The organism is Rhodanobacter sp. Soil772, from assembly GCF_001428385.1.
Classification (GTDB): domain Bacteria; phylum Pseudomonadota; class Gammaproteobacteria; order Xanthomonadales; family Rhodanobacteraceae; genus Rhodanobacter.
Genome location: NZ_LMSK01000002.1, coordinates 910,026 through 934,078, shown reverse-complemented (window position 1 = coordinate 934,078; position 24,053 = coordinate 910,026). Strand labels below are relative to the sequence as shown.

The following is a 24,053-nucleotide window of genomic DNA, read 5'->3' as shown; positions in this document are numbered from 1 at the left end:
CTTACCACGGGATCGCTTCACCATCGCGGAAGAAGCGCCCGGTCGGTGCCGGCGCGGGCAGACTGGCGGCCCAGACGATGCCAGTCGCGCCCGCGGCGACCGGCCGGCCGCCGGGACCGCCGAGTTCGGTGGCGACCCAGCCCGGGCATACCGCGTTGACCACGATGCCGCTGCCGTCCAGCTCCGCCGCCAGCGTGCGCGTGTACGCGTTGAGCGCGGACTTGGAGGTGCGGTAAGCCACGCAGTGGCTGCTGGTCGAGCCGCTGGCGCCGCAACCGCTCGAGACATTCACGATGCGACCGTAGCCATGCCGGCGCATCAGCGGCAGCAGCGCACTGCACAAGCGCCACGCGCCGAACAAATGGGTTTGCATCGCGTCGAGTACCGGCGTGAGCTCACCATCGCTGGCCCGACCCGCGTAGTCATAGTGGCCGCCGGCGTTGTTGACCAGCACGTCGAGCCGGCCGTAGGTGATCTCGATCCAGCGCGCCAGCGTGTCGACCTGGTCCTGGCGGGTGACGTCCAGCTGCACCGCGATCACCTCGCCCGGCGCGCCGGCCAGCTGGCGCGCCGCGTGCAGGCCCTTGTCCAGGTCGCGCGCGCCGAGCAGCACGGTCATGCCGCGTTCGCTGAGCTGGCGCGCCACCTCGAAGCCGAGGCCGCGGTTGGCGCCGCTGACCAGGGCCACGCGATAGACCGGCGTCGCCGCCGGCAGGCGCCGGGCCGGGCGGCTCATGGCGCCGTGCTGGTGGCGGCCACCGCGCTGCAGCGCTCGTCGCCGCAGGCCTGCCAGCCGCCGCCGAGTGCCTTGTACAAGGCGACGGCGCGCGTGTTGATCGCCGCCTCGGCCTGCGCCAGGTCATCTTCGGCGGCGAGCTGGGTGCGTTCGGCATCCAGCAGTTCGAGGAAGCCGGTGGCGCCTTCCTGGTAGCGCACGCGGGCCAGGTCGGCGGCGCGCTTGCTCTGCGTGCCCTGCTCGATCAGGTGATCGACGCGCACGCGCTGCTGGTTGAAGCCGGTGACCGCGTTGTCGATATCCTCGATCGCTTCCAGCACGGTGCGCTGGTAGTTCGCCTGCGCCGCATCGGTGCGCGCCTCGCTGGCGTGCAGGTTCGCCCGCACGCGCTGCACGTTGAGCCCGGCCCAGCTGATGCTGGGCGCCAGCGACCAGGCGCGCGTCGACGGGCTGCCGAAGTCGTTGCTGCGCCCGGACAGGAAGCCGAGGAAGCCGCCCAGCGAGATGTGCGGGAAGAAGTCCGCCTTGGCCACGCCGATGCGCGCGGTGGCGGCGGCGTATTCGCGTTCGGCCATGCGTACGTCCGGACGCCGCGCCAGCACGTCGCCGGCGTCGCCGATCGGCAGGCTGGCCGCGATCGGGGTGAAGCTCTTCGGCGACACGTCGATGTCGAGCTCGCCCGGGCGCTCGCCGAGCAGCACGGCGAGGCGGTATTCGCTGGCGCTGGCCTGGGTCTGCAGCAGCGGCAGTTGCGCCTGCACCGCGGCGAGCCGTGCCTTCGCGCTGGCCACGTCCTGCTCCGCGCCGGAGCCGAGCTGCTGGCGTACCTCGGTGAGGTGCACGGTCTGCTGCTGGTTGTCGATGTCGCGGCGCGCGATGTCGAGCCGCAACTGGCTGCCGCGCAGTTCGAAATAGTTGCGCGCGACTTCGGCCAGCAGGCTGACCTGGGCGTCATGCAGCGCCGCCTCGCTGGCGCCGAGGTCGGCACCGGCCGCTTCCACCGAACGGCGCACGCCGCCGAACAGGTCCAGCTCCCACGACGCGTCGAAGCCGGCCTGGTACGCGGTCACCGTTTGCCGCTGCGTGCCGAAGCCGGGTTGCTGGCCGCGACTGCGCGTGTAGTTCACGTCCGTGTCGATGGTCGGCAGCTGCTCGGACTTCGCGCCGCTGAGCAGCGCGCGCGCTTCATGCAGCCGCGCCACCGCGATGCGCAGGTCGAGGTTGTTCGCCGCGGCGCGCTGGATCAGTGCATCGAGCGTGGGATCGTTGAACTGCTTCCACCACGCGGCCTGGAACTGCGCGCTGTTTTCCTGTGCGGCGTCCAGTCCCTGCAGTTGCGGCGCGACGGGTTTCGTTGCGTGGTAGTCCGGGCCGACGCTGACACAAGCGGCCAATGCGAGGGCGGTGGCCAGCAACGACGCTCGAAGAATCCCCGCCGTCATTCCGGTGCTCTTGGCCGTCATCCCGGCGAAGGCCGGGATCGCACTTGCCTGTTTGCTGATGCGCGCGGTAGTGCGATGACTCGCTACGCTCGCCCCTCCGGGGCCAGCCTTCGGCTGTTCAACGCTCGCATGGCTCACTTTTGTCCTGCCTTCGCAGGAATGACGAGCGAAAAGCGACTGCGTGGATTGATCCGACGGCTTGTCGTGAATGAATGTTTTCATCAGTGGTTCTCCAGCGCCGGTTGGGCGTGCGCGGCGGCGCGCTCGGCCGCGCGCGCCTCGCGGCGCTCGACCAGGGCGCGAATGACGACATAGAACAACGGCGTGTAGATCAGCCCGAAGATGGTCACGCCGAGCATGCCGGCGAACACCGCCACGCCCATCGCGTGGCGCATCTCGGCGCCGGCGCCGTGCGAGGTGACCAGCGGTACCACGCCCATGATGAAGGCGAACGAGGTCATCAGGATCGGGCGCAGCCGCAGGTGGGCCGCTTCCAGCACCGCCTCGTGGCGGCTCATGCCTTCATGCTGGCGTTCGCGGGCGAACTCCACGATCAGGATCGCGTTCTTGCACGCCAGCCCGACCAGCACGATCAAGCCGATCTGGGTGAAGATGTTGTTGTCGCCACCCGACAGCCACACGCCGGCGATCGCGGACAACAGCACCATCGGCACGATCAGGATCACCGCCAGTGGCAGCGACCAGCTCTCGTACAGCGACGACAGCACCAGGAACACCAGCAGCACGCACAGCGGGAACACCAGGATCGCGGTGTTGCCGGCGAGGATCTGCTGGTAGGTCAGCTCGGTCCATTCGAAGCTGACGCCGTTCGGCAGGTTGTCCTTCGCCAGCTTCTCCATCGCCGCCTGCGCCTGGCCCGAGCTGAAACCCGGCGCCGGGCCGCCGTTGATCTCGGCGGTGGGATAGCCGTTGTAGTGCTGCACGCGATCCGGGCCGGCACCTTGTTTCACCGTGACGAACGAGCCCAGCGGCACCATCTGGCCCTGCGCGTTGCGCGTCTTCAGCTGCATGATGTCTTCGGGCGTGTGGCGGAACGCCGGATCGGCCGAGACGTTCACCTGGTAGGTGCGGCCGAAGCGGTTGAAGTCGTTGACGTAGAGCGAGCCCATATAGGCCTGCATGGTCTGGTACACGTCGCCCAGGTTCACGCCGACGGTCTTGGCCTTCTCGCGGTCCACGTCGGCGTCCACCTGCGGCACGCTGATCTGGAAGCTGGAGAACAGCCCGGCCAGCGCCGGATCCTTGCGGCTGGCGGCGATCAGGTTCTGCGTCTGCTGGTACAGCTCGTCGAAGCCGCGGTCGCCGCGGTCCTCGATCTGCATGCGGAAGCCGCCGATCGTGCCCAGGCCCATCACCGGCGGCGGCGGGAACACCGCGATGTAGGCGTCCTGGATCGAGGCGAACTTCTGGTTCAGCGCACCGGCGATGGCGCCGGCCGACAGATCCGCGCTGCGGCGTTCCTCGAACGGCTTAAGCGTGACGAACACGATGCCGGAGTTGGTCGAGTTGGTGAAGCCGTTGATCGACAGGCCGGGGAAGGCTACCGCGTGCTCCACGCCCGGCTGCTTCAGAGCGATCGCGCCCATGCGCTGGATCACGCCCTCGGAACGGTCGAGCGAGGCCGCGTCGGGCAGCTGCGCGAACGCCACCAGGTACTGCTTGTCCTGGCCCGGCACGAAGCCGGTCGGCACGTGCGAGAACCCGAACCAGGTCAGCGCGATCAGGCCGGCGTACACCACCAGCGCCAGCTTGCCCTTGCCGACGATGCGCCTGACGCCGCCCACATAGCGCTCGGAACCGCGATGGAAAACGCGGTTGAACGGGCGGAACAGCCAGCCGAACGCGCGGTCGATCCCGCGCGTGAGGCGGTCCTTCGGCGCATCGTGGCCCTTCAGCAGCACCGCGGCGAGCGCCGGGCTCAGGGTCAGCGAGTTGAACGCCGAGATCACCGTGGAGATCGCGATGGTCAGCGCGAACTGGCGATAGAACTGGCCGGTGAGGCCGCTGACGAAGGCGGTCGGGATGAACACCGCGCACAGCACCAGCGCGGTCGCCACGATCGGCCCGGTGACTTCGTGCATCGCCTTGCGCGTGGCCTCCTTCGGCGACTGGCCGAGTTCGATGTGCCGTTCCACATTCTCCACCACCACGATCGCGTCATCGACCACGATGCCGATCGCCAGCACCAGTCCGAACAGCGACAGCGCGTTGAGCGAGAAGCCGGCCAGGTACATCACCGCGAACGTGCCGATCAGCGACACCGGCACCGCCACCAGCGGGATGATCGAGGCGCGCCAGGTCTGCAGGAACAGGATCACCACCAGCACCACCAGCAGGATCGCCTCCAGCAGCGTGTGCGCCACCGCCTCGATCGAGCCGCGCACGAACACGGTGGGGTCGTACACGATCTGGTAGTCGACGCCCTGCGGGAACTCCTGCTTCAGCTGCGCCATGGTGGCGCGCACCTCGTCGGAGATCTGGATCGCGTTCGAGCCCGGCCGCGCGAAGATCGGCAGCGCCACCGCCGGCTGGTTGTCGAGCAAGCTGCGCAGCGCGTAGTTGTTCGAGCCCAGGTCGACCTTGGCCACGTCGCCCAGATGGGTGACGCCGCCGCGCGCGTCGGTGCGCACGATGATGTTGCGGAAATCGTCCTCGCTGACCAGCCGTCCGCGCGTGTTGATGTTGAGCTGGAACGCCGAGTTGCTGGGCCCAGGCGGCGCATTCAGCGCACCGGCTGCGACCTGCACGTTCTGCTCGCGGATCGCGTTGATCACGTCGCCGGTGGTAAGCGAGCGCTGCGCCAGTTTCTGCGGGTCCAGCCACACGCGCATCGAGTATTCGCCGGCGCCGAAGATCTGCACGTCGCCGACGCCATCGAGCCGCCCCAGCACGTCCTTCACGTGCAGCCGCGCGTAGTTCGACAGGTACAGCATGTCGTAGCGCTGATCCGGCGAGGTGAGATGCACCACCATGGTCAGGTCGGGCGAACTCTTCTGCGTGGTCACGCCGAGCCGCTGCACTTCCTCGGGCAGTTTCGGCAGCGCTTGTGCCACGCGGTTCTGCACGTCGACCTGGGCGGTGTCGAGGTCGGTGCCGAGCGCGAACGTCACGGTCAGCGTCATCGCGCCGTCGCTGGTCGCCTGCGAGGAGGTGTACAGCATGCCTTCCACGCCGTTGATCTGTTCCTCCAGCGGCGTGGCGACGGTTTCGGCGATCACCTTCGGGTTGGCGCCGGGGTAGGCGGCGCGCACCACCACGGTGGGCGGCACCACTTCGGGGTATTCGCTGATCGGCAGCTTGAACACCGCGATGGAGCCGGTGATCACGAACAGCAGCGACAGCACGGCGGCCATGATCGGCCGGTCGACGAAGAACTGGGCAATGTTTTTCATGCAATGAATCCTCGACGAAACCGCTTCACGGCTTCGGTCTTTTGCTGTGTTGCGGGAGCCTTGTTGCTGCTGCTTCCTTTGTCGTCATTCCCGCGAAAGCGGGAATCCATGTTGCTGTTACGCAAGATCAAGGTGGATTCCCGCTTTCGCGGGAATGACGCCGCTGGGGATGGCTCTCGGCTTGCTGGAATGACGAGCCCGCTGTTCAGCCTTGCGGCGTCGCCGGTGTTGCCGCGCGGGTCTGCGCGGTGCGCGAATCGGCGCCCGGTACGTCGCCGCGCTCGACCAGCGCCTTGTCGGCGTTGTCGAGGCGGTAGCTCATCGCCACCTTCTGCGGATTCACCTCGACCCCGGGGCGCACGCGCTGCAGGCCGTTCACCACCACCAGGTCGGTCGGTGCGATGCCGCTGTCGATCACGCGCAGGCCATGGAACAGCGCGCCGGTGTCGACCTTGCGGTATTGCACCTTGTGCTCCTTGTCGACCACGTAGACGAACTGGTTGCCGAGGTCGGTGCCGATCGCGCGGTCGTCCACCAGCACGCGCGACCGGGCCTGGCCGCTCTGCAGCTGCACGCGGGCATACAGGCCCGGCGTGTACAGGCCGTCGGCGTTGTCGAACACCGCGCGCAGGCGCATCGTGCCGGAGCCGGTGTGCAGCTGGTTGTCGACGAAGTCGAGGCGGCCGTCATGCGGGTAGCCCGCCTCGTCGGCCAGGCCCATCGCGGCCTCGATTCGTGCGTTGCCGCCGGCCTGCTTCGCGCTGGCGCGCAGGTGGTCGAGCTTGAGCCAGGTCTGCTCATCCACGTCGAAGTAGACGTAGACCGGGTTGACCGAGACCACGCTGGTCAGCACGTCGCTGCTGGTGACCAGGTTGCCGGGAGTGACGCGGGCGTTGCTGACGCGACCGTCGATCGGCGAACGCACTTGGGTGAAGTCGAGATTCAATCGCGCTGCAGCCAGTGCCGCGGTGGCGGCGCCCAACTGGGCCCGCGCACTTTGCGCGGCGGTGCCCTGGCGATCGGCTTCCTGCTGCGCGATCGCGTGCTGGGCCAGCAGCATCTCGGCGCGGCGCTGGTTGGTCTCGGCCAGGCTCAACTCGGCTTTGGCCTGCGCCCGGTTCGCGTTGAGCCGGTCGACCTCGGCCTGGTACGGGCGGGCGTCGAGCTGGAACAACACGTCGCCCTTGTGCACCAGCGCGCCTTCCTGGAAATGCACCGACTCCACGAAACCGCCGACCCGCGGCTGCACCTGCACCGTGTTCACCGCTTCCAGCCGGCCGGTGAACTCGGCGCTGTCGCTGACCTTGCGGGTCAACGCCTGCGCCACGGTCACTTCCGGCGGCGGCCCGCCGGCGGGGCTTTGCGCATGGCTGTCATTGCCGTGCAGGAGAACCCAGCTGCCCAGCGCGCCGGCAGCGATCAGGGGGACCAGCATCCATTGTTTTTTCATCTTGCGCTCCCAGAACCTTGTAGGCCGGGCACGAGGCTCCGGCGAAGGGTCGAGAGAATAGGTGTACTTCCCGGTATAGAAAATCCGTTTCTTGCGCACTACACTCGTGCGCCGCAGTCACGAATCGACGAGGAACTGAAGCAATGGAAGACTTTTCCGCTATTTCGACCTTCGTCCGCGTGGTCGAGGCCAAGAGTTTCGCCGCCGCCGCCAGCCAGCTGGGCATGACCCCGTCCGGGGTCAGCCGCGCCGTCTCGCGGCTGGAGAGCCAGCTCGGCGCGCGGCTGCTGTTCCGTTCCACCCGCTCGCTGCGCCTGACCGACGACGGCGCCGCGTTCCACGCGCGCTGCAAGGAGATCCTCGCCGACCTGAGCGAGGCGACCGAGGCGCTGGGGCACGCACGCAGCCATCCGGTGGGCAAGTTGCGGGTCGCCGCGCATTCGGCGATCGGGCGTTCCGCGCTGATCCCGAACCTGGCCGCGTTCGAGCAGCGCTATCCGGACATCCGCCTCGAACTGGCCATGTGCGACTACCACTTCGACCTCAACGAGGAAGGCTACGACTGCGCGATCCGCATGGGCGAACTGGCCGATTCCAACCTGATCGCGCGCAAGCTCGGCTACTTCAGCAACGTGCTGTGCGCCTCGCCCGAGTACCTGCGCAAGTACGGCGCGCCGCAGAATATCGAAGACCTCAAGCAGCACCGCTGCATCAACTACGTCTACCCCAGCAGCGGCAAGCCGTACCAGTGGCAGTTCGACACGCCGGGTGGGCGCATCGCGCTGGACATCGATGCGCACATGCTGATCAACGACGGCGAGTCGGTGATCCAGGCGGCGGTCGCCGGCCTGGGCATCATCCAGATCCCGCATTGCCTGGCTGCCAGCGCACTGGCCAAGGGCCAGCTGGAGATCGTCATGAGCGACACGATTTCCACCGGCTCGCCGGTATGGATCGTCTACCCGCAGAAGCGCCACCTGTCGGCGCGCGTGCAGGCGTTCATCGGCTGGATCAGCGAGCTGTTCGAGCGCACCAGCAAGCCGCAATGCCGGATCGCCGCCGCCGCCGCCGCCGGCAACGCCGGCAAGATCACCCGCGGCGAGGGGCTGGTCGGCGACGCCCGGGCGGCGTGATCAGGCGCCGGCGGGCACCAGCAACAGCAGCGCCACGCCGAACGCGATGCGGTAGATCGCGAACGGGGTGAAGGTGTGGCTGCGGATGTAGCCGAGCAGCCACTTCACCGCGGCGAACGCCATGATCGCCGAGACCACGAAGCCGACCGCCAGCGCGGTCCAGTCCTCGTGCGCGGCGCCGCCGCCCTGCACCACCTTCAGCAACTCGTAGCCGGTGGCCGCGTACATCGTGGGGATGCCGACCAGGAAGGCAAACTCGGTGGCCGCCGCGCGGTTGCTGGTGCCGAACAGCATGGCCGCGAAGATCGTCGCGGCCGAGCGCGAGGTGCCGGGGAAGATGCCCGCGATCATCTGCGCGATGCCGACCAGGACCGCCACCTTCCAGGTCACCTCGCTGCGCTCCGGTTGACGCGCGGCCAGCCGTTCGGCGGCGATCATCCAGAAGCCGCCGATCACCAGCGCCCAGGCGATCGGGGTCACCGTCTCGGGCAGCTTGAAGCCCAGCTTCACCGCGATGAAGCCGAGCACGGCGGTGATCGCGAACGCCACGACCAGCTTCAGCAGGTAGTCGCGGTTGGCCGGGTCGCGCCATTGCGTCAGCAGCTGCCAGATGCGCTTCCAGTAGATCAGCGTGACCGCCAGGATCGCGCCGGCCTGGATGCCGATGTTGAACAGGTCCGAGCGCGCGCCCAGCCCGAACTTCTCGGCAATCAGCAGGTGGCCGGTCGAGGAGATCGGCAGGAATTCGGTGATGCCTTCGATGATGCCGAGCAGGATGACGTAGAGCAGATCGATCACGGGCGGGTCCGTTGCGGGATGGGAGGGCCGGCGAACGGACTGCCGGCCTGAAGCGCCATAGCTTAAGGGGTTTGCCGCCGCGAGGGATGGCCGCGGGCTGGGCGGACGGTCGATCCGGCACGCACTGGAATAGTGCAAACCGCACATGCCGGCGGGTGTTTCTGGTGCCAACGCAGGCGAGGTCGACGCGCTCCGGCCCGGCGGATGCTGCCGCAGCAACGTTTGCCCGTCGTGGCACGGGGCTTGCTGAGATGGCTTGAGCGCCATGCGAACGCATGGGCCATGAATGGACGTCTGGACGTCTGTTTACACGCCTGCCGTTTCTCCGAGGGACCCGAGCTCATGAAACGATGTTGGATAGCCGTGGTTGCCGCTGGCTCGATGGTCATGGTATCCGCCCTGGCGCCGGTGCTGGCCGACGAGGCCCTGGTCAGCAAGTGGGTCGGCAGCGCCGGTGTGGTCAACGACTACCTGTTTCGCGGCATTTCGCAGACCAACCGCAAGCCCGCCGTGCAGGCCGGTGTCGAGTTCGACCACGCCAGCGACTGGTACCTCGGCGGCTGGGGCAGTCGTGTCAGCTGGCTGTCCGACGCCTCGACCTCCGCCGCGCCGATCTCCAGCAGCGTGGAGCTCGATCTCTACGGCGGCTACCGCGGCAGCTTCGGCGGCGACTGGAGCTACGACGTCGGTGTGTACCGCTACCAGTACCCGGGTAGCTATCCGGCGGGGTTCGTCTTGCCGAATACCACCGAGGCTTATGCCGCGCTGGCCTGGAAGAGCGTGTCGCTGAAGTACTCGTACGCGTTCACCAACCTGTTCGGCTATGCCGGTAGCGAGCGCAGCGGCTACGTCGACCTGTCGTGGAACCAGGCGTTCGCTCCGGGCTGGCTGCTCAACGCGCATGTCGGCCACCAGCAGGTGGAGAACGTTGCCGGCGCCTCGTACGGCGACTGGAAGCTGGGCGTGACCCGGAATTTCGGCAGCGGCTGGTCGGCGGCACTGGGCTACTACGACACCAACGCGAACGCGTCGGTCTACACCAATGCGCGTGGCCACTACCTGGGTCGCGCCACGGCGGTGCTGAGCCTGGCCAGGTCGTTCTGAAGACATTCCACCGGTGGAGCCACCCATGAAAATGATCACCAGCATCATCCGTCCGTACAAGCTCGATGAGGTCCGCGATGCGCTCGCGCGTGCCGGCGTGTCGGGCATCACGGTGACGGAGGTCCGCGGCTTCGGCCGCCAGAAGGGCCACACCGAGCTGTACCGCGGCGCCGAGTACGTGGTCGATTTCCTGCCCAAGCTCAAGGTCGAGGTGGTGGTACCCGACGACCTGCTCGATGCCGTGCTGGAGGAGATCCAGCAGGCCGCCCGCACCGGCAACGTCGGCGACGGCAAGGTCTTCGTCACCGGCGTGGACCGGGTGATCCGCATCCGCACCGGCGAGCTCGACGCCGACGCCCTCTGACCGCATCACGCGAGGTATGCCATGAAAGATCTGAAGCTGTTCCGCGGCATCCGTACGTGGTTGCCGCTGCTGCTGCTGGGCCTGACTGCGCCGCTGCTGCATGCAAAGGCCGCCGTGCCGGTGGTCGACAAGGGCGATGTGGCGTGGATGCTCACCTCGACCCTGCTGGTGCTGCTGATGACGGTGCCGGGGCTGGCGCTGTTCTACGGCGGCCTGGTGCGTACGAAGAACGTGCTGTCGGTGCTGATGCAGGTGATGACGGTGTTCTCGCTGCTGCTGCTGCTGTGGGTGGCGTATGGCTACAGCCTCGCGTTCAGCGGCGGCGGCGCGGTCATCGGCAACTTAGACAAGCTGTTCCTGCGCGGGGTGGGCAAGGACACTCTGGCGGCCACGTTTACCGCGGGCGTGTCGCTGCCGGAGTACGTGTTCGTGGCATTCCAGTCCACCTTCGCCGGCATCACCGGGGCGCTGATCGTGGGTTCGTTCGCCGAGCGGATGCGCTTCCGCGCGGTGCTGCTGTTCGCGGCGCTGTGGTTCACCTTCGCCTACCTGCCGATCGCGCACATGGTGTGGTACGGACCGGACGGCTATTTGTTCGCCAAGGGGGCGCTGGACTTCGCCGGCGGCACCGTGGTGCACATCAACGCCGGTGTCGCCGGCCTGGTCGGCGCCTACCTGGTCGGGCCGCGGCTGGGCTTCGGGCGCGAACCGATGAAGCCGCACAACGTCACCTTCACCATGGTCGGTGCGGCACTGCTGTGGGTAGGCTGGTTCGGCTTCAACGCCGGCTCCAACCTGGAGGCGAACGCGGGCGCGGCGCTGGCCTTCATCAACACCTTGCTGGCCACCGCCGCGGCGGTGCTGGCGTGGCTGGCGGTGGAGGCGATCGTGCGCGGGCATGCGTCGATGCTGGGCGGCGCTTCCGGCGCGGTCGCCGGCCTGGTCGGGATCACCCCGGCCTGCGGCACGGTGGGGCCGATGGGCGCGATCGTGATCGGTGCGCTGGCCAGCGTGTGCTGCGTGTGGGGTGTGACCGGGCTGAAAAAACTGCTGCGCGCGGACGATGCGCTCGACGTGTTCGGCGTGCACGGCATCGGTGGCATCGTGGGCGCGTTGCTGACCGGCGTGTTCACCGCGCCGGGGCTGGGCGGTACCGGCGCGGCGGGGTTCTCGATCGGCCACCAGCTCGGCGTGCAGGCGCTGGGCGTGGGCATCACCGTGCTGTGGAGCGGCGTGGTTTCGGTGCTGGCCTACCTGGTGGTCAAGGCGGTGTTCGGCCTGCGCGTACCGTACGAGGCCGAGCGCGAAGGGCTGGACATTACCTCGCACGGCGAAAGCGCCTACGATGTCTGAGCAGGGCATCGCGTAGCGCGATCGGTCGATCCACGATGGTGCAATACGTCAACCGTATTGCACCATCGTGTTTCTTTCCGGTCCGCTCGATGCGCCGGAAACGTCCGCCAGCCGTTGCCACGCAACGGATACTTCCGCTGGCACGAGGCTTGCTCTGACCAGCTCACCATTCATCGCCGAGGTTGCTCCATGTCCGCCAACAAAGTGCTCGACCTGATCCAGGAACACGAGGTCGAGTTCGTCGACTTCCGTTTCGCCGACATGCTCGGCGTGCATCACCACGTCACCTTCCCGGCCCACGCGATCGACGAGTCGACGTTCGAGGACGGCAAGATGTTCGACGGTTCCTCGATCACCGGCTGGAAGGGCATCAACGAATCCGACATGGTGCTGCTGCCCGACCCGGACACCGCCCACCTCGATCCGTTCAGCTCGCACGTGCAGCTGATCCTGCATTGCGACGTGCTGGAACCGAGCACCATGCAGGCCTACGGCCGCGACCCGCGCTCGATCGCCAAGCGCGGCGAGGCGTACCTGAAATCCACCGGGATCGCCGACACCGCGTTCTTTGGGCCGGAGCCGGAGTTCTTCATTTTTGACTCGGTGCGCTGGCAGAACGACCCGGGCCGCGTGTTCTACGAAATCGGCTCCGAGGAAGCGGCGTGGTCGTCGCGCTACAAGTACGACGGCAACAACAGCGGCCACCGTCCGGGCGTGAAGGGCGGCTACTTCCCGGTCAGTCCGGTCGACTCGCTGGGCGACCTGCGCGCGGACATGTGCAAGGTGCTGGAATCGCTGGGCCAGACCGTCGAGGTGCACCACCACGAGGTGGCCAACGCCGGCCAGTGCGAGATCGGCGTGAAGTTCAACACGCTGGTGAAGAAGGCCGACGAACTGCTGACGATGAAGTACGTCATCAAGAACGTGGCGCACCAGAACGGCAAGACCGCCACCTTCATGCCCAAGCCGCTGGTCGGCGACAACGGCTCGGGCATGCACGTGCATCAGTCGCTGGCCAAGAACGGCGAGAACCTGTTCGCCGGTGATCTCTACGGCGGCCTGAGCCAGACCGCGTTGTGGTACATCGGCGGCATCTTCAAGCACGCCCGCGCGATCAACGCGTTCGCCAACTCCACCACCAACAGCTACAAGCGCCTGGTGCCTGGCTTCGAGGCGCCGGTGATGCTGGCCTACTCGGCGCGGAATCGTTCCGCGAGCTGCCGCATCCCGTACGTGGCCAGCCCGAAGGGCCGCCGCATCGAGGTGCGCTTCCCCGACCCGATGAACTCCGGCTACCTGGTGTTCACCGCGCTGATGATGGCCGGCCTCGACGGCATCCTCAACAAGATTGACCCCGGCGCGCCGGCCGACAAGGACCTGTACGACCTGCCGCCGGAAGAAGAGAAGAACATCCCGCAGGTGTGCTCCAGCCTTGACGCCGCGCTGGAAGCGCTGGACAAGGATCGCGAGTTCCTCAAGGCCGGCGGCGTGTTCACCGACGACTTCATCGACGCCTACATCGAGGTGAAGATGAAGGAAGTGACCAAGTACCGCGCCAGCACGCACCCGCTGGAATTCCAGATGTATTACTCGCTGTAAGTGGCTCGCCGCATGGCAGCGACAACGGGCGCTTCGGCGCCCGTTGTCGTTTGTGCGAGCGGCTCAACCCTCGCGTGGGTGCACGGTCAGCACGCGCTCGACGAACAGGTGCAGTTCCTTCATGTAGTTGCCCAGGAACTCGGCGGTGGAGTCGTTGTTGACGGTGCCGTCCTCGCTGATCAGGCCCGGGCTGAACTGGATGTACGCCTCCATCGTGTTCATCAGCGGCGAGTTGCAGAAGCACAGCACGCCACGCAACTGCTGCTGGGCGACCGCGGTGCCGATCGAACCGGGCGAGGTGCCGATGATGCCGGACGGTTTGCGTGCGAAGGAATTCTTGCCCCACGGCCGGCTGGCCCAGTCGATCGCGTTCTTCAGCGCACCGGGGATCGAGCGGTTGTACTCCGGCGTGACGAACAGCACGCCGTCGACCTCGGCGATCGCCTGCTTGAACGCGCGCGCCACCGGCGGGTAGTCGGCGTCGTAGTCGTAGCTGTACAGCGGCAGGTCGCGGATCGGAATCTCCACCAGCTCCAGCCCCGCGGGTGCGAGGCGGGTGAGCGCCTTGGCCAGCAGGCGGTTGATCGAGCCCCGGGCGAGGCTGCCGACGAGATAGCCGACTTGGTAGGTCTTCATGTGCGTGTCGTCCTGGCGGGTGAAGTGGAGCGGCTGCGCGGTGTGGTGGTCAGTAACCGACGGTGAAGCGTTGCCGCGAATGCTTCGGCGTCTCCAGTTCGTCGACGAGGGCGATCGCGAAGTCCTCCATCGAGATCCAGCTGCGGCCGCCCGCGTCGGTGAGCAACTGGTCGCCGCCGAGGCGGAAGACCCCGGTGCGTTCGTCGGGGATGAATTCGACCGACGGCGACAGGAAGGTCCAGTCGAGCTGCTGCTCCTTGCGCAACGCATCGAGGAAGCGTCGGCCGGCCTCCGCCTCCGGTTTGTACGCTGCCGGGAAGCCGGGCGTGTCGATCAGCGCCTGGCCCGGCGCCACCTCCAGGCTGCCGGCGCCGCCGACCATCAGCAGCCGGTGCACGGCGGCCTGCTTCAGCGCCGCGATCAGTGCCGACACATCGGACGTGGCGAATTTCGTGGCGCTGATCACCGTCTCGTGACCGGCCAGCAGTGGCGCCAGTTGCGCCGGCCGGGTGGCATCGCCGTGCTTCAGCCGCAACTGCGGCCGGGCGGCCACGCCACCGGTGTCGCGGGCAATGCCGGTGACCTCGTGCCCGCGCCGGAGCAGCTCCGCCAGCAGGTGCGAACCGACCAGCCCGCTGACGCCGATCAATGCGATCTTCATGCTTGTCTCCCGGTCGGGGCTGCGCCAGGGAATGGACGTCCATTCGCCGGCGCTCACGCCAAGCTAGCGCGTCGAATGTCGTCGCGGCGTGGATGCGCGCGTTCACGGAGCTGCGCGCCGACGACCTTCTCCATGGCGCGGCTGCGCGCTGGCAGCGGCCAGCACGCGATCGGATCAGCGGGCGGTTTTCGGCGTGCCGCGCAGTTCGGACACGGCCGAGGCGGCGTTCACCTGCAGGACGCCGTTGGAGACCTTGCTGCTGCGTAGCAGGAGGTCGCGGATCGTGCGTGCATCCAACCCCGGCGCGAGGGACAGCAGCAGGGCGGCCATCCCGCTCACGTGCGGGGCCGCCATCGACGGCCCGGACGTGAAGTCGTAACCGCCGCCGGGCTGGGTAGTCAGGATGTCGTCGCCGGGCGCGCTGAGGACGCCGGGCGGAGCCGCCGACATGCCGCTGACGCGGACCAGGATGACTCCCGGCGTGTTGTCGGGGAATCCGTCGACATTCCCTTCCGGCGGAATCGCGGCAACCACGATGCGGCCCTGTTCCAGGATCCGCACCAGCAGCAGGTTGAGCAGCGGATCGGCGGGCCCGCCCAGGCTCAGGTTGATGATGCGGGCGTCGGTATCGATGATCGTCGCCAGCGCCTTGGCCAACGTGAAGGAGTTGCAGCGCGCGCCGGTGTTCGGCGCGGGCGGATACCAGCAGGCCTTGTAGACGCTGAGCGTGGCCTTGGGCGCCACTCCCACGATGCCCTGGTGGTTGTCGCCGTCCGCGGCGATGATGCCGGCGACTTCCGTGCCGTGGCTGTCGCGGTCGAACGCCGCCGCGTCGTCGTCGACCATGTTGTGCGCATCGTGGATGCGCCCGCGAAGGTCGGGATGCGTCAGGTCGACGCCGGTGTCGACGATCGCGACGCGCACGCCGCTGCCCTGGCTGAAGTCGTGCGCCAGCGCGGCATCGGTTTCGACGAAACCGCGTTGCAGGCCGGCATAGGGATCGTTGTAGTGGTGCGCCGCCTCAGCGGACCGTTTGCCGTAAACGGCATAGTCGTGCAACGGCTGCGCGAGGCGCACCCGGTCGTCCCCGGCGAGCGCCTTGAGCAAGGCTTCCCGGCTCGTGCCGGGCGGCGGCTGCAGCACGATGCAGTACAGGTCGAGGGTCTTGATCGGCCAGCCGGCGACCTCGCTGAACGCGTAGCTCTTCTTCAGCGCGGCCAGGGTGGATGCCGCGTGCTGGCCGGCGCCGTAATACCTGGACGGGGCATAGCCGAGCAGGCTGGAGCCGGCGTGTATCGGCGGCGGCTCCAGCGGGTTGGCGACGGCCAGGATGATGTCGCGCCGGCTGTCCATCGCGGCCGCGCTGGCGACCGACATGCGGCCGAGGCCGGCGTGGTTGTCCGGGGTGGTCACGGAAGGCGTGGACGCGCACCCGCCCAGGACGGCGGCGACGACAAGAAGGAGAAGGCGGCCGTACTTCATGGCGTGGCGGCGACAGGCTCCGCCAGCCGGATGCCGCGCGTGGTGCGCAGCTGCTGCAGCGCATGTTGCGCCGTCGAAGCGGAACTCACCGGGGCGACCGTGTAGGCACCCACATCGTTGGGACCGCTCACCACCTGCAGCCGCAAGGCATGCAGCAACGCGTTCCAGTCGGCCAGCGTCATGTTCGCATCGGGCACGACGCGAATCGCGCCCGGGGCCGCGGGCAAGGTCTCCTGGCTGAGCGTGCGGTACGAAGGAGTGCCACCCACCGACCACAGCTTCACGCCCAGTACGCCGAGGCCGAGCGCCTGCACCAGCACCGCGGCAACCAGCGCCCGGCTCAACCAGTTTCCCGAACGCGAACGAGGGCGCAGCTCCTGGGGGTCGGGCATGTCGAGGCGGGCCAGCAAACACCCGAGCCCGACGTCGGCATCGACCGGAACGTCCGAGGGCAGCGACAGGGCAAGCCGCAGGCGGCTTTGCTGCGCGAACTCCGCGCGGCACGATTCGCACTGCGCCAGGTGGTCTTCCAGCCAGGCGCCTTGTTCTTGCGTGGCGTTGTCCTGCAGGAACCAGGGCATCGTTTCCCAGGCGCGGACGCAGTCCTTGCCGGAATCCATCGGAAACGTCATGGTGCGTTCCCCGTGCGTTTGGGCGATTCCCCCGCCAGGGCCGGCAGCACATTGCGCAGCTTGACCCGCGCATGGAACAGGCGTGCCTTCACCGTGCCCACGGGGCACTGCATGATGACGGCAACATCATCCAGGCTGTGGCCCACCCCGTAGACCAGCTCGATCACCACCCGCTGATCCACCGACAGGCGCTCCAGCCCCTTGCCCAGCCAGTCGCGCAGCTCGCGGTCTTCGTCCAGGTCGTGGGCAGGCGTGCGTTCTTCCTGCCGGGCGTCGTCTTCGACGGGTTCGTCGCCGTGCTGCCGCAGCGCCTTCAGCCCGCAGCGATAGGCAATGCCCATGAGCCAGGTGGAAACGCGCGAATCCCCGTGGAAGCTGCCCGCTTTCTGCCAGGCGATCCAGAAACAGTCGTTGATGACTTCTTCGATGACGTCGGCGCGCCGCGTCAGTCGGGTCAGGAAGCGACACAACCTGCCGTGATAGCTGCGGTAAAGGATCCCCAGCGCGACACGGTCGTCCGCCGCCATGCGTTGCAGCAGCATGCGGTCGGTGGCGTCGGAGTCGATATCGTCGTCGTTCATGGGCCTGGAGGAGGTCGGGGGAACTCGGCTGCGAAGTAGGTACCGCATCGGCGCGAAAAGGTTGCCTCCGGGTCAGAAGGACCGCGAAACCGTGGCGACCCAGGGCGAGGCGCCCATGACGTCCCACTGCCAGCGTGTTTCCGGGTCGGCCAGGATACGGTCGAGCTCGACCCGCCAGGGTCCATGGCTCCACAACAAGCCCACATGGCCGTAGGTGTGGATGCCCTCGCGGACGCGGCGATAGGGACGCGCATGATCGTACTCGCGGTTGTAGCGGTAGGCGTTGTAGGGCGCGATGGGGGATTGGGCGGCGCCCGCCCCGGCGGAAAGGAAGAGCTGGCGTGCCAGCGGCCAGCGGAAACTGACGTCCGCGGCGCCGCGCGGCCGCTGCCGGCCCTTGGCGCCGATGACGTGGATGGCCGACACGCCAACGGTCAGCACGTCCCGATAGGTCCAGCTGAGCCCCGCTTCGGCGCGGTCGAAGCCTCTTGAGCGGGCCGTGCCGGGGTACCTGTAGTAGAGCAGGCCCGCCTGCATCTGCCAGTCGCCGGCAAGCGACCAGTGGCGCGACGCCTGGGCGAGGGCGGCCACGAGGTGGCCTGGCGATTGCACCTCGGCGCTGCCGGACAGGCCCAGCGACCAGCCCGCCGGGAAAGTCCAGGAGGCGGCGGCCTGCAGGATGGGTGTCGTGCGGGTTATCGCCTGGCCCCGGTCCACCAGCTGCGAGCTGAGTGCCACGGCGCCGCTGAAGGTGGTCGACTGCGCATGCAGTGCCGGCGCCAAGGCTGCGCCCATGAGCAGTGCCGCGAAACCGACCCGGCTGGCAGGGCCACGATGCGAACGCATCATGGACGGATCAGCCGCACGCAAGCCACGCCCGCGCCGACGCGCCGGCGGCCATGGCGCGAGGCAGTCCAACAATGCTTGCCAGAGTGTCGTCAAGCCCATCGGTTCGTGATGAAACGGCCAGTGTGGACGCCAACGGCGTTCGCACCACCCCGGACAGGATGGTGCGGGGAGTTTCAGTCGATCTGCGCTGGCCGAAGCATGTCATGGATGGAGGGTGCCGAGGTATGCCACAAGATCGTCCAGGGCCTTGGGGTCGGCAAGGCCGTCGTATTTCATCCTGGTGCCGGGATTGGCCTTGCTTGCCGGCTGCGACAGGTAGCCGTGCAGCTTTTCCGGCGTCCAGGTCCAGCGCGCTGCCCGCAAGGCATCCGAGTAGTTGTAGCCCGGCAAGGTTCCCGCCGCGCGCCCCACCACCGCGAACAGGCTGGGGCCCTTCTTGTTGCGCCCCGCCCGGACGCTGTGGCATTCGGCGCATTCCGCCTTGAACACGTCCGATCCGGCAGCGCCGTCGCCGGCATGGGCGAGCGGCGGGGCCGTCGTCCCGCCCAGGCAGAGCGCGGCGACGGCGGCGCCGCGCAAAAGCAACTGGGTCACGTTCCGGCTCCTGTGCATGTTTTCTAGAAAGCCACGCTCAGGGAAAGCGAGAACGCATCCAGGTCCCGCGCATCGGTCGTCGATCCCGGCGCGGCGCCGAAGACGTTCGTGCGGCTGCCGTTGAACCGGGCGAAGCGGAACCAGGTGGCTGCGATCTTCAGGTTCGCCAGCGAGGTATAGGAGTCGTCCTTGCCGAACGGCGCCCAGAACACGCCGATGAGGTTGCTGGTGGTGTCGGGCACGCCGTACGGCGTGTAGCGGACCGCGTCGCGGCTGCCGCTGTTCACCAGGTGGGCGAGGGTGATCCCGTAGCTCTGCCGGAAGGTGTAGGTCAGGCTGGTGGTCTGGTCGCGCACGACTCCGCGGGCGCGTGCGGCAAGGCCCGGGTTGGAGGGACTTGCGGGCGTGCTGCCGTAACGGCGTTTCTCGAGAATGTTCGTGTAGCTCAGCTGCACGATGTGTTCGCGGTTGCCGAGGAACTGGTAGGTCAGGTCGTAGCCCAGGTCGGTGATGTCGTCGCGCGGCCCGTTGCGCGGCAACTGGCGCCGGGTGCTCAGCGCGACCACGCCGGCCGAGAAGAACTGGCGCTTGAGATCCTTCATGTAGGCGAAGCGGACATAGCCGGTATCGCTGAGCTTGCCCGGGTCGCCCGAAACGGCGTAGCCCAGGTGGTCTTGCTGGGACGTCGGCAGCGAGGTGTAGGAGCCGACTTCGCCGTACCAGGTCGCGTCGTACAGGCCGTAGACACTGGCGCCGATGACGCGATGGGCCAGCGCGGACAGGTTGAGCAAGCTGCCGGAAACCGACGGCGGCCCGATGCCTGCGGCGCCCGGCAAGGCGGCGATCGGGTCCTGGAAGCCGGGGTTGTTGTTGACGCTCACGCCGAGCGTGGCTTCCTTGTCGCCGAGCTTGAGGTCCTTGGCGACGAAGCGCAGGTCGACGTTGTTCAGCCGGGTGCGGAAGGTGTTGTTGCCGATGTTGCTGTTCTCGACCTTGACGTAACCGCCGATTTGGTCGGTGAGGCGTCCGGCCAGGTAGAGGTCGGCCTCGGTCAGCCGCGTCGTGCTCTCGCCGCGGGCCGGGATGGAGCGCGTGGCGATGAGCTGCGCGGCCAGCGGAAGCTTGCCGCCGTTGCCGTCCGTGTCGGTGTAGCCGTTGAGCTTGAAGCGCATGCCGTAGGGCGTCAGCGCGGGACCGTAGGCGCCGGCGTGGCAATCCGCGCAGGCGGCGCCGGTCTGGCGGGCGTAGCTCGGCACCGCCTGGGCGGCGGTGCTGGCGAGCAGCAGGAGCGCTGCCAGGCCGTAGCACCGGTGCGTGTTCCCGGGCCGGCGCCTCGCGCGTCGGTTCAGAAAAGACAACATGGAATCTCCTTGTTGGGCAGGGCGCCGCGGCAAGTGAGGGGCGGCAGGCCCATCAGCGGCGGGGTTTCGGCAACATCGTGCGCAGCACCCCGTCGCGCAGGACGAAGTGGTGCCACAGCGCGGCGGCGGCGTGCAGCAGAACCAGTCCGAGCAACAGCCAGGCCGCATCCTGGTGCCAGGCCAGCAGTGCGTCGGCGAGATCCTCATCGGCGCCCACCAGTGTCGGCAGCGCCACGCCGAGCAGATGGGCCGGCTTGCCCAGCGCATCGTTGAGGGCCCAGCCCAGCAGCGGCAGGGCGAGCAGCAGGACGTACAGGGCGGCGTGGACCAGCGCCGCGGCGATGCGGGTGAACCGTGACGGATTGCCCGCTGCCGGCAGCTTGCCCGAGCGAGTGCGCAAGGCCACGCGGGCGACGAAAAGCAGAAGCACGAGCACCCCGAAATGGCGATGCCCGTCGAGCAGCCACTGGCGCATGACGCGTCCGGCGACTTCGTCGCGGAGCAGGATCAGCACCACCCCGGACACCACGCAAAACAGGGTGAGCCAGTGCAGCACCACCAAGCCCCTGGGACGCGTGGACGCCCCCTCACCGTTTTCCCTGGGCGGGGTTTCGTTCTTCAACCCCATGCCTGGGTGCCCTTGCGTGCTGCCGCCATCAAGCCGATTCCCCTGCGCACTCCACGATCAGCCGCGTCCTCATGACAAGGCGCGGGCACGAACCGAGAGTGATCCGAAAAACATGAGTGCCGGTCGAGCCATGAAAGGTTGCGTCCGCGCCAGGTGGAACCTGCCGCGACTGCCCCGATGGCCCGCCGCAGCCGACGCAACCTTTCACCCGCCAGGCGGCACCCAGATAGGTCGGTCATCCTCGAAATCACGCCTGGCCCGGAACATGGAAATCGAACGCATCCAGTTGCAGAAGCACGGCGACAACCGCGGCATGTTGATCGCCTTGGAACAGGATCGGAACGTGCCCTTCGTGATCCGGCGCGTGTATTACCTGTTCGCCACCCACGACGGCGTGCATCGGGGCCAGCACGCGCACCGCCATCTCAACCAGCTGGCGGTGGCGGTACGCGGCTCCGTCACCTTTCTACTGGACGACGGCAGCGGGCCGGTGGAGGTCGTGCTCGACGACCCCTCGTACGGCCTGCAGCTCGGCAGCATGGTGTGGCGCGAGCTGTACGACTTCAGCGAGGACTGCGTGCTGATGGTGCTGGCCGACCATCTGTACGACCCGGGCGACTACATCACCGACTATGCCGAATTCCTGCGCGAGGTCCGTGGCCCCGTGTACCAGGAGGGCGTGGCAGCATGCCAAGGCCTCTAGTCCTCATCGGCGCGGGCGAGTTCGCGCAGATCGCCTGCGAATATTTCGAACACGACAGCGAGCACGACGTCGTCGCCTTCAGCGTCGAACGCGATTACCTCGCGCAACCGCAGCTGGCCGGCCGTCCGGTGGTGGCGTACGAAACACTGGAGGCGCACTACCCGCCGGCGGACGTCGACGTGTTCGTCGCCGTGCCGGCCAGCCAGCTCAATCGTCTGCGCACGCGCCTGTACCAGGATGCGAAGCGCCGCGGCTACCGCTGCGCTACGTACATCAGCTCGCGCGCCTTCGTCTGGCGCAATGCCGAGGTGGGCGAGAACAGCTTCATTTTCGAGGGCAACGTCATCCAGCCGTTCGTGCGCATCGGCAACAACTGCATCCTGTGGAGCGGCAATCACGTGGGGCATCGCACGGTCGTGCACGACAACGTGTTCGTCGCCTCGCATGCGGTTATTTCGGGTTACTGCGAAATCGGCGAGAGCAGCTTCGTCGGCGTGAACAGCACCTTCAACGATCACGTGAAAGTCGCCCCCGACAACGTGATCGGCGCCGGTGCGCTGGTTACCCGCGACACCGAGCCGGGCCGGGTCTACGTCGGCTCSCCGGCCCGTGCGGTAGCCGGCCGGTCGAGCCTCGACGTGAGGCTTTGAGGAGCGCATGTTCGAATGGACCAAGAAAGGCCTGGTGTTCGACACCGCGCGGCAGGGCGTGGGCGGCTGGATGCGCCACTCGGCGCTCACGCCGACGCCGTATCGCCTCGACGATGAGCTCATCCGCGTCTACGCGGGGTTTCGCGATGCCGACGGTGTCAGCCGGATCGGCTACGTCGACGTGCGGGCGGACGACCCCGCGACGATCGTGCGGGTCAGCGCCGAGCCGGTGCTCGACATCGGCCGGGCCGGCTGCTTCGACGACAACGGCATGATCCTGGGCGACCTCGTCGACGCGCCCGGCGGCCTGCACCTGTTCTATGTCGGCTTCCAGCGCGTGGCCCGGGCCAAGTTCCTGGCCTTCAGCGGCCTGGCCATTTCCCGCGACGGCGGCAACAGCTTCCAACGCACCCAGGAAACCCCGATCCTGGATCGCGCGCCCGGCCGCAGCACCATCGGCGCGGTGCATTCGGCCATGTACGAAAACGGCCGCTGGCGCCTGTGGTACGCGGTGGGCGACGACTGGGAAACCATCGGCGGCCAGCCGTTTCCGCGCTACCACATCCGCTATGCGCAGACGGCCGATCTCACGGCGATCCCGCGCGCGGATCATGTCTGCCTGCGGCCGCAAGGCAGCGAGTACCGCATCGGCCGGCCGCGCGTGTACCGCTTCGGTGGCCGCTACGTCATGTACTTCACGCGCGGCAATCGCACCGGCGAATACTTTCCCGGCGTCGCCGTGAGCGACGACGGCATCACGTGGGAACGCCGCGACGAGATGCTGGGCATCGCGCTGTCCGCCAGCGGCTGGGACTCGCGCACGCTCTGCTATCCCGCGCTGATCCGCCGGCGCGACAAGCTGCTGATGTTCTACAACGGCAACGACATGGGCGTGGACGGCTTCGGCGTGGCCGAAGCGCGCGTCAGCCACGGCGACGGTGATGCCGATGTGCAGCGTTAGGCCCTACGCCCCCGCCGACGTGAATACGTGGGACGCGCTGGTCGGGCGTTCCCGCAACGGCAACCTGCTGCACCGGCGCGGCTACATGGATTACCACGCCGATCGTTTCGTCGACCAGTCGCTGATCGTCGAGCGGCACGGCGAGGCCGTGGCGGTGTTCCCCGCGAACATCCGGGACAACGTGGTGACCAGCCACGGCGGCCTTACTTATGCCGGGCTGATCACCACGCACGCGTTGCGCGCCGAATCGACGCTGGCCGTGTTCGAGCAGATCGCCAACCACTACCGTGCGCTCGGCGTGGAGCGGGTGCTCTACAAGGCGGTGCCGCACATTTTCCATGCCTATCCGGCCGAGGAGGATCTGTATGCCCTGCATCGGCTGGGCGCGCGGCTACAGCGGCGCGATCTCTCCTCGGCCATCGCGCTGCGCGAGGCGTTCCACTTCACGCAGGGACGCCAGCGCGCCGTCAACAAGGCGCACAAGGCCGGCATCGGCCTGCACACCAGCGCCGACCCGGCGGACTTCCACGCGCTGCTGACCGACGTGCTGCGCAAGCACGACACCGTGCCGACCCACAGCCTGGCCGAGCTGCGCCTGCTGCAGGCGCGCTTCCCGCAGCAGATCGTGCTGCACGAGGCACGCCGCGAGGGCGCCTTGCTGGCGGGCGTGCTCGTCTACGATTTCGGCAAGGCCGTGCACACCCAGTACATGGCCGTCTCGGAGGAAGGGCGGCGGCTGAGCGCGCTGAGCTTCCTGCTGGCGGAGCTGGTCGGCGGCGTCTACGCGGAGCGGACGTATTTCAGCTTCGGCATCTCGACCGAACAGGAGGGGCGGGTGCTCAACGGCGGCCTGGTCACGCAGAAGGAATACTTCGGCGCCCGCGCCGTGGTGCACGATTTCTACGAGTGGCCGCTGTGATGGC

The 24,053-nt window shown here is 67.8% G+C and carries 23 protein-coding genes; 9 read left to right on the top strand and 14 right to left on the bottom strand.

The genetic code is table 11. The features are described 5' to 3' along the window. Position 1: 1 nt before the first annotated feature. The 4 genes from ASG75_RS10620 to ASG75_RS10605 all read right to left on the bottom strand — a co-directional run bounded on the left by ASG75_RS10620 (position 2) and on the right by ASG75_RS10605 (position 7,041). Entirely contained in the window at positions 2-736 is a 735-nt protein-coding gene (locus ASG75_RS10620) for an SDR family NAD(P)-dependent oxidoreductase (RefSeq protein WP_056388685.1), read from the bottom strand. Beyond that, complete coding sequence (locus tag ASG75_RS10615) at positions 733-2,178, bottom strand: TolC family protein (protein ID WP_056389322.1); 1,446 nt, start codon at positions 2,176-2,178, stop codon at positions 733-735. Before ASG75_RS10615 ends, ASG75_RS10620 begins: the two co-directional genes overlap by 4 nt. Before the next feature lie 221 nt (positions 2,179-2,399). Then, positions 2,400-5,591 carry an efflux RND transporter permease subunit gene (locus tag ASG75_RS10610; RefSeq protein WP_056388683.1) on the bottom strand — a complete coding sequence of 1,064 codons (3,192 nt, stop codon included), beginning with the start codon at positions 5,589-5,591 and terminating at the stop codon, positions 2,400-2,402. Positions 5,592-5,796: 205 nt separating this feature from the next. Next, positions 5,797-7,041 (bottom strand): efflux RND transporter periplasmic adaptor subunit, encoded by a 1,245-nt coding sequence (locus tag ASG75_RS10605; protein ID WP_157616934.1) that lies wholly within the window; start codon positions 7,039-7,041, stop codon positions 5,797-5,799. Between the two features lie 143 nt (positions 7,042-7,184). Between ASG75_RS10605 and ASG75_RS10600 the strand changes: the two genes are divergently transcribed. Beyond that, entirely contained in the window at positions 7,185-8,174 is a 990-nt protein-coding gene (locus ASG75_RS10600) for a LysR family transcriptional regulator (RefSeq protein WP_082547557.1), read from the top strand. Here the strand turns inward: ASG75_RS10600 and ASG75_RS10595 are convergent, their stop codons facing one another. Further along, positions 8,175-8,972, bottom strand: a complete 798-nt coding sequence (locus ASG75_RS10595) for an undecaprenyl-diphosphate phosphatase (protein WP_082547556.1) — start codon at positions 8,970-8,972, stop codon at positions 8,175-8,177. It abuts the gene before it with no gap. Positions 8,973-9,314: 342 nt separating this feature from the next. Between ASG75_RS10595 and ASG75_RS10590 the strand changes: the two genes are divergently transcribed. The 4 genes from ASG75_RS10590 to glnA all read left to right on the top strand — a co-directional run bounded on the left by ASG75_RS10590 (position 9,315) and on the right by glnA (position 13,392). Beyond that, positions 9,315-10,076 (top strand): TorF family putative porin, encoded by a 762-nt coding sequence (locus ASG75_RS10590; RefSeq protein WP_056388679.1) that lies wholly within the window; start codon positions 9,315-9,317, stop codon positions 10,074-10,076. Between the two features lie 25 nt (positions 10,077-10,101). Further along, entirely contained in the window at positions 10,102-10,440 is a 339-nt protein-coding gene (locus ASG75_RS10585) for a P-II family nitrogen regulator (RefSeq protein ID WP_056388676.1), read from the top strand. 21 nt (positions 10,441-10,461) lie between these two features. After that, on the top strand, positions 10,462-11,793 hold the full coding sequence (locus ASG75_RS10580) for an ammonium transporter (protein ID WP_056388674.1): 1,332 nt from the start codon (positions 10,462-10,464) through the stop codon (positions 11,791-11,793). Between the two features lie 189 nt (positions 11,794-11,982). Next, positions 11,983-13,392, top strand: coding sequence for a type I glutamate--ammonia ligase (glnA, locus tag ASG75_RS10575; protein ID WP_056388672.1), 1,410 nt, complete (start codon positions 11,983-11,985; stop codon positions 13,390-13,392). Positions 13,393-13,455: 63 nt separating this feature from the next. Here the strand turns inward: glnA and ASG75_RS10570 are convergent, their stop codons facing one another. The 9 genes from ASG75_RS10570 to ASG75_RS10530 all read right to left on the bottom strand — a co-directional run bounded on the left by ASG75_RS10570 (position 13,456) and on the right by ASG75_RS10530 (position 20,816). Continuing rightward, complete coding sequence (locus ASG75_RS10570; protein WP_056388670.1) at positions 13,456-14,028, bottom strand: NADPH-dependent FMN reductase; 573 nt, start codon at positions 14,026-14,028, stop codon at positions 13,456-13,458. A 49-nt stretch (positions 14,029-14,077) separates the two neighbouring features. Beyond that, positions 14,078-14,689: an NAD(P)-dependent oxidoreductase gene (locus tag ASG75_RS10565; RefSeq protein WP_056388668.1), complete on the bottom strand. Its 612-nt coding sequence runs from the start codon at positions 14,687-14,689 to the stop codon at positions 14,078-14,080. 174 nt (positions 14,690-14,863) lie between these two features. Further along, a complete protein-coding gene (locus ASG75_RS10560; RefSeq protein ID WP_235580213.1) occupies positions 14,864-16,066 on the bottom strand; it encodes a S8 family serine peptidase in 1,203 nt (400 codons plus the stop codon). 101 nt (positions 16,067-16,167) lie between these two features. Beyond that, positions 16,168-16,803: a hypothetical protein gene (locus ASG75_RS10555; RefSeq protein ID WP_056388664.1), complete on the bottom strand. Its 636-nt coding sequence runs from the start codon at positions 16,801-16,803 to the stop codon at positions 16,168-16,170. Continuing rightward, positions 16,800-17,384 (bottom strand): sigma-70 family RNA polymerase sigma factor, encoded by a 585-nt coding sequence (locus ASG75_RS10550; RefSeq protein WP_056388662.1) that lies wholly within the window; start codon positions 17,382-17,384, stop codon positions 16,800-16,802. Before ASG75_RS10550 ends, ASG75_RS10555 begins: the two co-directional genes overlap by 4 nt. 72 nt (positions 17,385-17,456) lie before the next feature. After that, complete coding sequence (locus ASG75_RS10545) at positions 17,457-18,233, bottom strand: hypothetical protein (protein ID WP_235580188.1); 777 nt, start codon at positions 18,231-18,233, stop codon at positions 17,457-17,459. Positions 18,234-18,434: 201 nt separating this feature from the next. Beyond that, on the bottom strand, positions 18,435-18,845 hold the full coding sequence (locus ASG75_RS10540; protein WP_056388658.1) for a c-type cytochrome: 411 nt from the start codon (positions 18,843-18,845) through the stop codon (positions 18,435-18,437). A gap of 5 nt (positions 18,846-18,850) precedes the next feature. Next, positions 18,851-20,188 (bottom strand): hypothetical protein, encoded by a 1,338-nt coding sequence (locus ASG75_RS10535; RefSeq protein WP_056388657.1) that lies wholly within the window; start codon positions 20,186-20,188, stop codon positions 18,851-18,853. 52 nt (positions 20,189-20,240) lie between these two features. Then, positions 20,241-20,816, bottom strand: coding sequence for a cytochrome b/b6 domain-containing protein (locus ASG75_RS10530; RefSeq protein ID WP_200935662.1), 576 nt, complete (start codon positions 20,814-20,816; stop codon positions 20,241-20,243). Between the two features lie 265 nt (positions 20,817-21,081). Here ASG75_RS10530 and ASG75_RS10525 point away from each other — a divergent pair, with 265 nt between their 5' ends. The 4 genes from ASG75_RS10525 to ASG75_RS10510 are packed head-to-tail and all read left to right on the top strand — an operon-like array spanning position 21,082 to position 24,049. Next, on the top strand, positions 21,082-21,519 hold the full coding sequence (locus tag ASG75_RS10525; RefSeq protein WP_056388653.1) for an FdtA/QdtA family cupin domain-containing protein: 438 nt from the start codon (positions 21,082-21,084) through the stop codon (positions 21,517-21,519). Next, positions 21,504-22,169: an acetyltransferase gene (locus ASG75_RS10520; RefSeq protein ID WP_056388651.1), complete on the top strand. Its 666-nt coding sequence runs from the start codon at positions 21,504-21,506 to the stop codon at positions 22,167-22,169. Before ASG75_RS10525 ends, ASG75_RS10520 begins: the two co-directional genes overlap by 16 nt. Positions 22,170-22,176: 7 nt before the next feature. Beyond that, positions 22,177-23,130 (top strand): hypothetical protein, encoded by a 954-nt coding sequence (locus ASG75_RS10515; RefSeq protein WP_056388649.1) that lies wholly within the window; start codon positions 22,177-22,179, stop codon positions 23,128-23,130. Beyond that, entirely contained in the window at positions 23,117-24,049 is a 933-nt protein-coding gene (locus tag ASG75_RS10510; protein WP_056388647.1) for a GNAT family N-acetyltransferase, read from the top strand. Before ASG75_RS10515 ends, ASG75_RS10510 begins: the two co-directional genes overlap by 14 nt. Positions 24,050-24,053 lie beyond the last annotated feature (4 nt).

What these genes read in the sequence shown, in the direction of transcription:
- ASG75_RS10605 (WP_157616934.1), bottom strand. Translation starts at nt 7,041, where the DNA reads ATGAAAAAACAATGGATGCTGGTCCCCCTGATCGCTGCCGGCGCGCTG.
- ASG75_RS10580 (WP_056388674.1), top strand. Translation starts at nt 10,462, where the DNA reads ATGAAAGATCTGAAGCTGTTCCGCGGCATCCGTACGTGGTTGCCGCTG.
- ASG75_RS10525 (WP_056388653.1), top strand. Translation starts at nt 21,082, where the DNA reads ATGGAAATCGAACGCATCCAGTTGCAGAAGCACGGCGACAACCGCGGC.
- ASG75_RS10600 (WP_082547557.1), top strand. Translation starts at nt 7,185, where the DNA reads ATGGAAGACTTTTCCGCTATTTCGACCTTCGTCCGCGTGGTCGAGGCC.
- ASG75_RS10570 (WP_056388670.1), bottom strand. Translation starts at nt 14,028, where the DNA reads ATGAAGACCTACCAAGTCGGCTATCTCGTCGGCAGCCTCGCCCGGGGC.
- ASG75_RS10555 (WP_056388664.1), bottom strand. Translation starts at nt 16,803, where the DNA reads ATGACGTTTCCGATGGATTCCGGCAAGGACTGCGTCCGCGCCTGGGAA.
- ASG75_RS10535 (WP_056388657.1), bottom strand. Translation starts at nt 20,188, where the DNA reads ATGTTGTCTTTTCTGAACCGACGCGCGAGGCGCCGGCCCGGGAACACG.
- ASG75_RS10560 (WP_235580213.1), bottom strand. Translation starts at nt 16,066, where the DNA reads ATGTCGGTCGCCAGCGCGGCCGCGATGGACAGCCGGCGCGACATCATC.
- ASG75_RS10565 (WP_056388668.1), bottom strand. Translation starts at nt 14,689, where the DNA reads ATGAAGATCGCATTGATCGGCGTCAGCGGGCTGGTCGGTTCGCACCTG.
- ASG75_RS10550 (WP_056388662.1), bottom strand. Translation starts at nt 17,384, where the DNA reads ATGAACGACGACGATATCGACTCCGACGCCACCGACCGCATGCTGCTG.
- glnA (WP_056388672.1), top strand. Translation starts at nt 11,983, where the DNA reads ATGTCCGCCAACAAAGTGCTCGACCTGATCCAGGAACACGAGGTCGAG.
- ASG75_RS10540 (WP_056388658.1), bottom strand. Translation starts at nt 18,845, where the DNA reads ATGCACAGGAGCCGGAACGTGACCCAGTTGCTTTTGCGCGGCGCCGCC.
- ASG75_RS10615 (WP_056389322.1), bottom strand. Translation starts at nt 2,178, where the DNA reads ATGACGGCGGGGATTCTTCGAGCGTCGTTGCTGGCCACCGCCCTCGCA.
- ASG75_RS10585 (WP_056388676.1), top strand. Translation starts at nt 10,102, where the DNA reads ATGAAAATGATCACCAGCATCATCCGTCCGTACAAGCTCGATGAGGTC.
- ASG75_RS10545 (WP_235580188.1), bottom strand. Translation starts at nt 18,233, where the DNA reads ATGATGCGTTCGCATCGTGGCCCTGCCAGCCGGGTCGGTTTCGCGGCA.
- ASG75_RS10610 (WP_056388683.1), bottom strand. Translation starts at nt 5,591, where the DNA reads ATGAAAAACATTGCCCAGTTCTTCGTCGACCGGCCGATCATGGCCGCC.
- ASG75_RS10590 (WP_056388679.1), top strand. Translation starts at nt 9,315, where the DNA reads ATGAAACGATGTTGGATAGCCGTGGTTGCCGCTGGCTCGATGGTCATG.
- ASG75_RS10620 (WP_056388685.1), bottom strand. Translation starts at nt 736, where the DNA reads ATGAGCCGCCCGGCCCGGCGCCTGCCGGCGGCGACGCCGGTCTATCGC.
- ASG75_RS10510 (WP_056388647.1), top strand. Translation starts at nt 23,117, where the DNA reads ATGTGCAGCGTTAGGCCCTACGCCCCCGCCGACGTGAATACGTGGGAC.
- ASG75_RS10515 (WP_056388649.1), top strand. Translation starts at nt 22,177, where the DNA reads ATGTTCGAATGGACCAAGAAAGGCCTGGTGTTCGACACCGCGCGGCAG.
- ASG75_RS10530 (WP_200935662.1), bottom strand. Translation starts at nt 20,816, where the DNA reads ATGGGGTTGAAGAACGAAACCCCGCCCAGGGAAAACGGTGAGGGGGCG.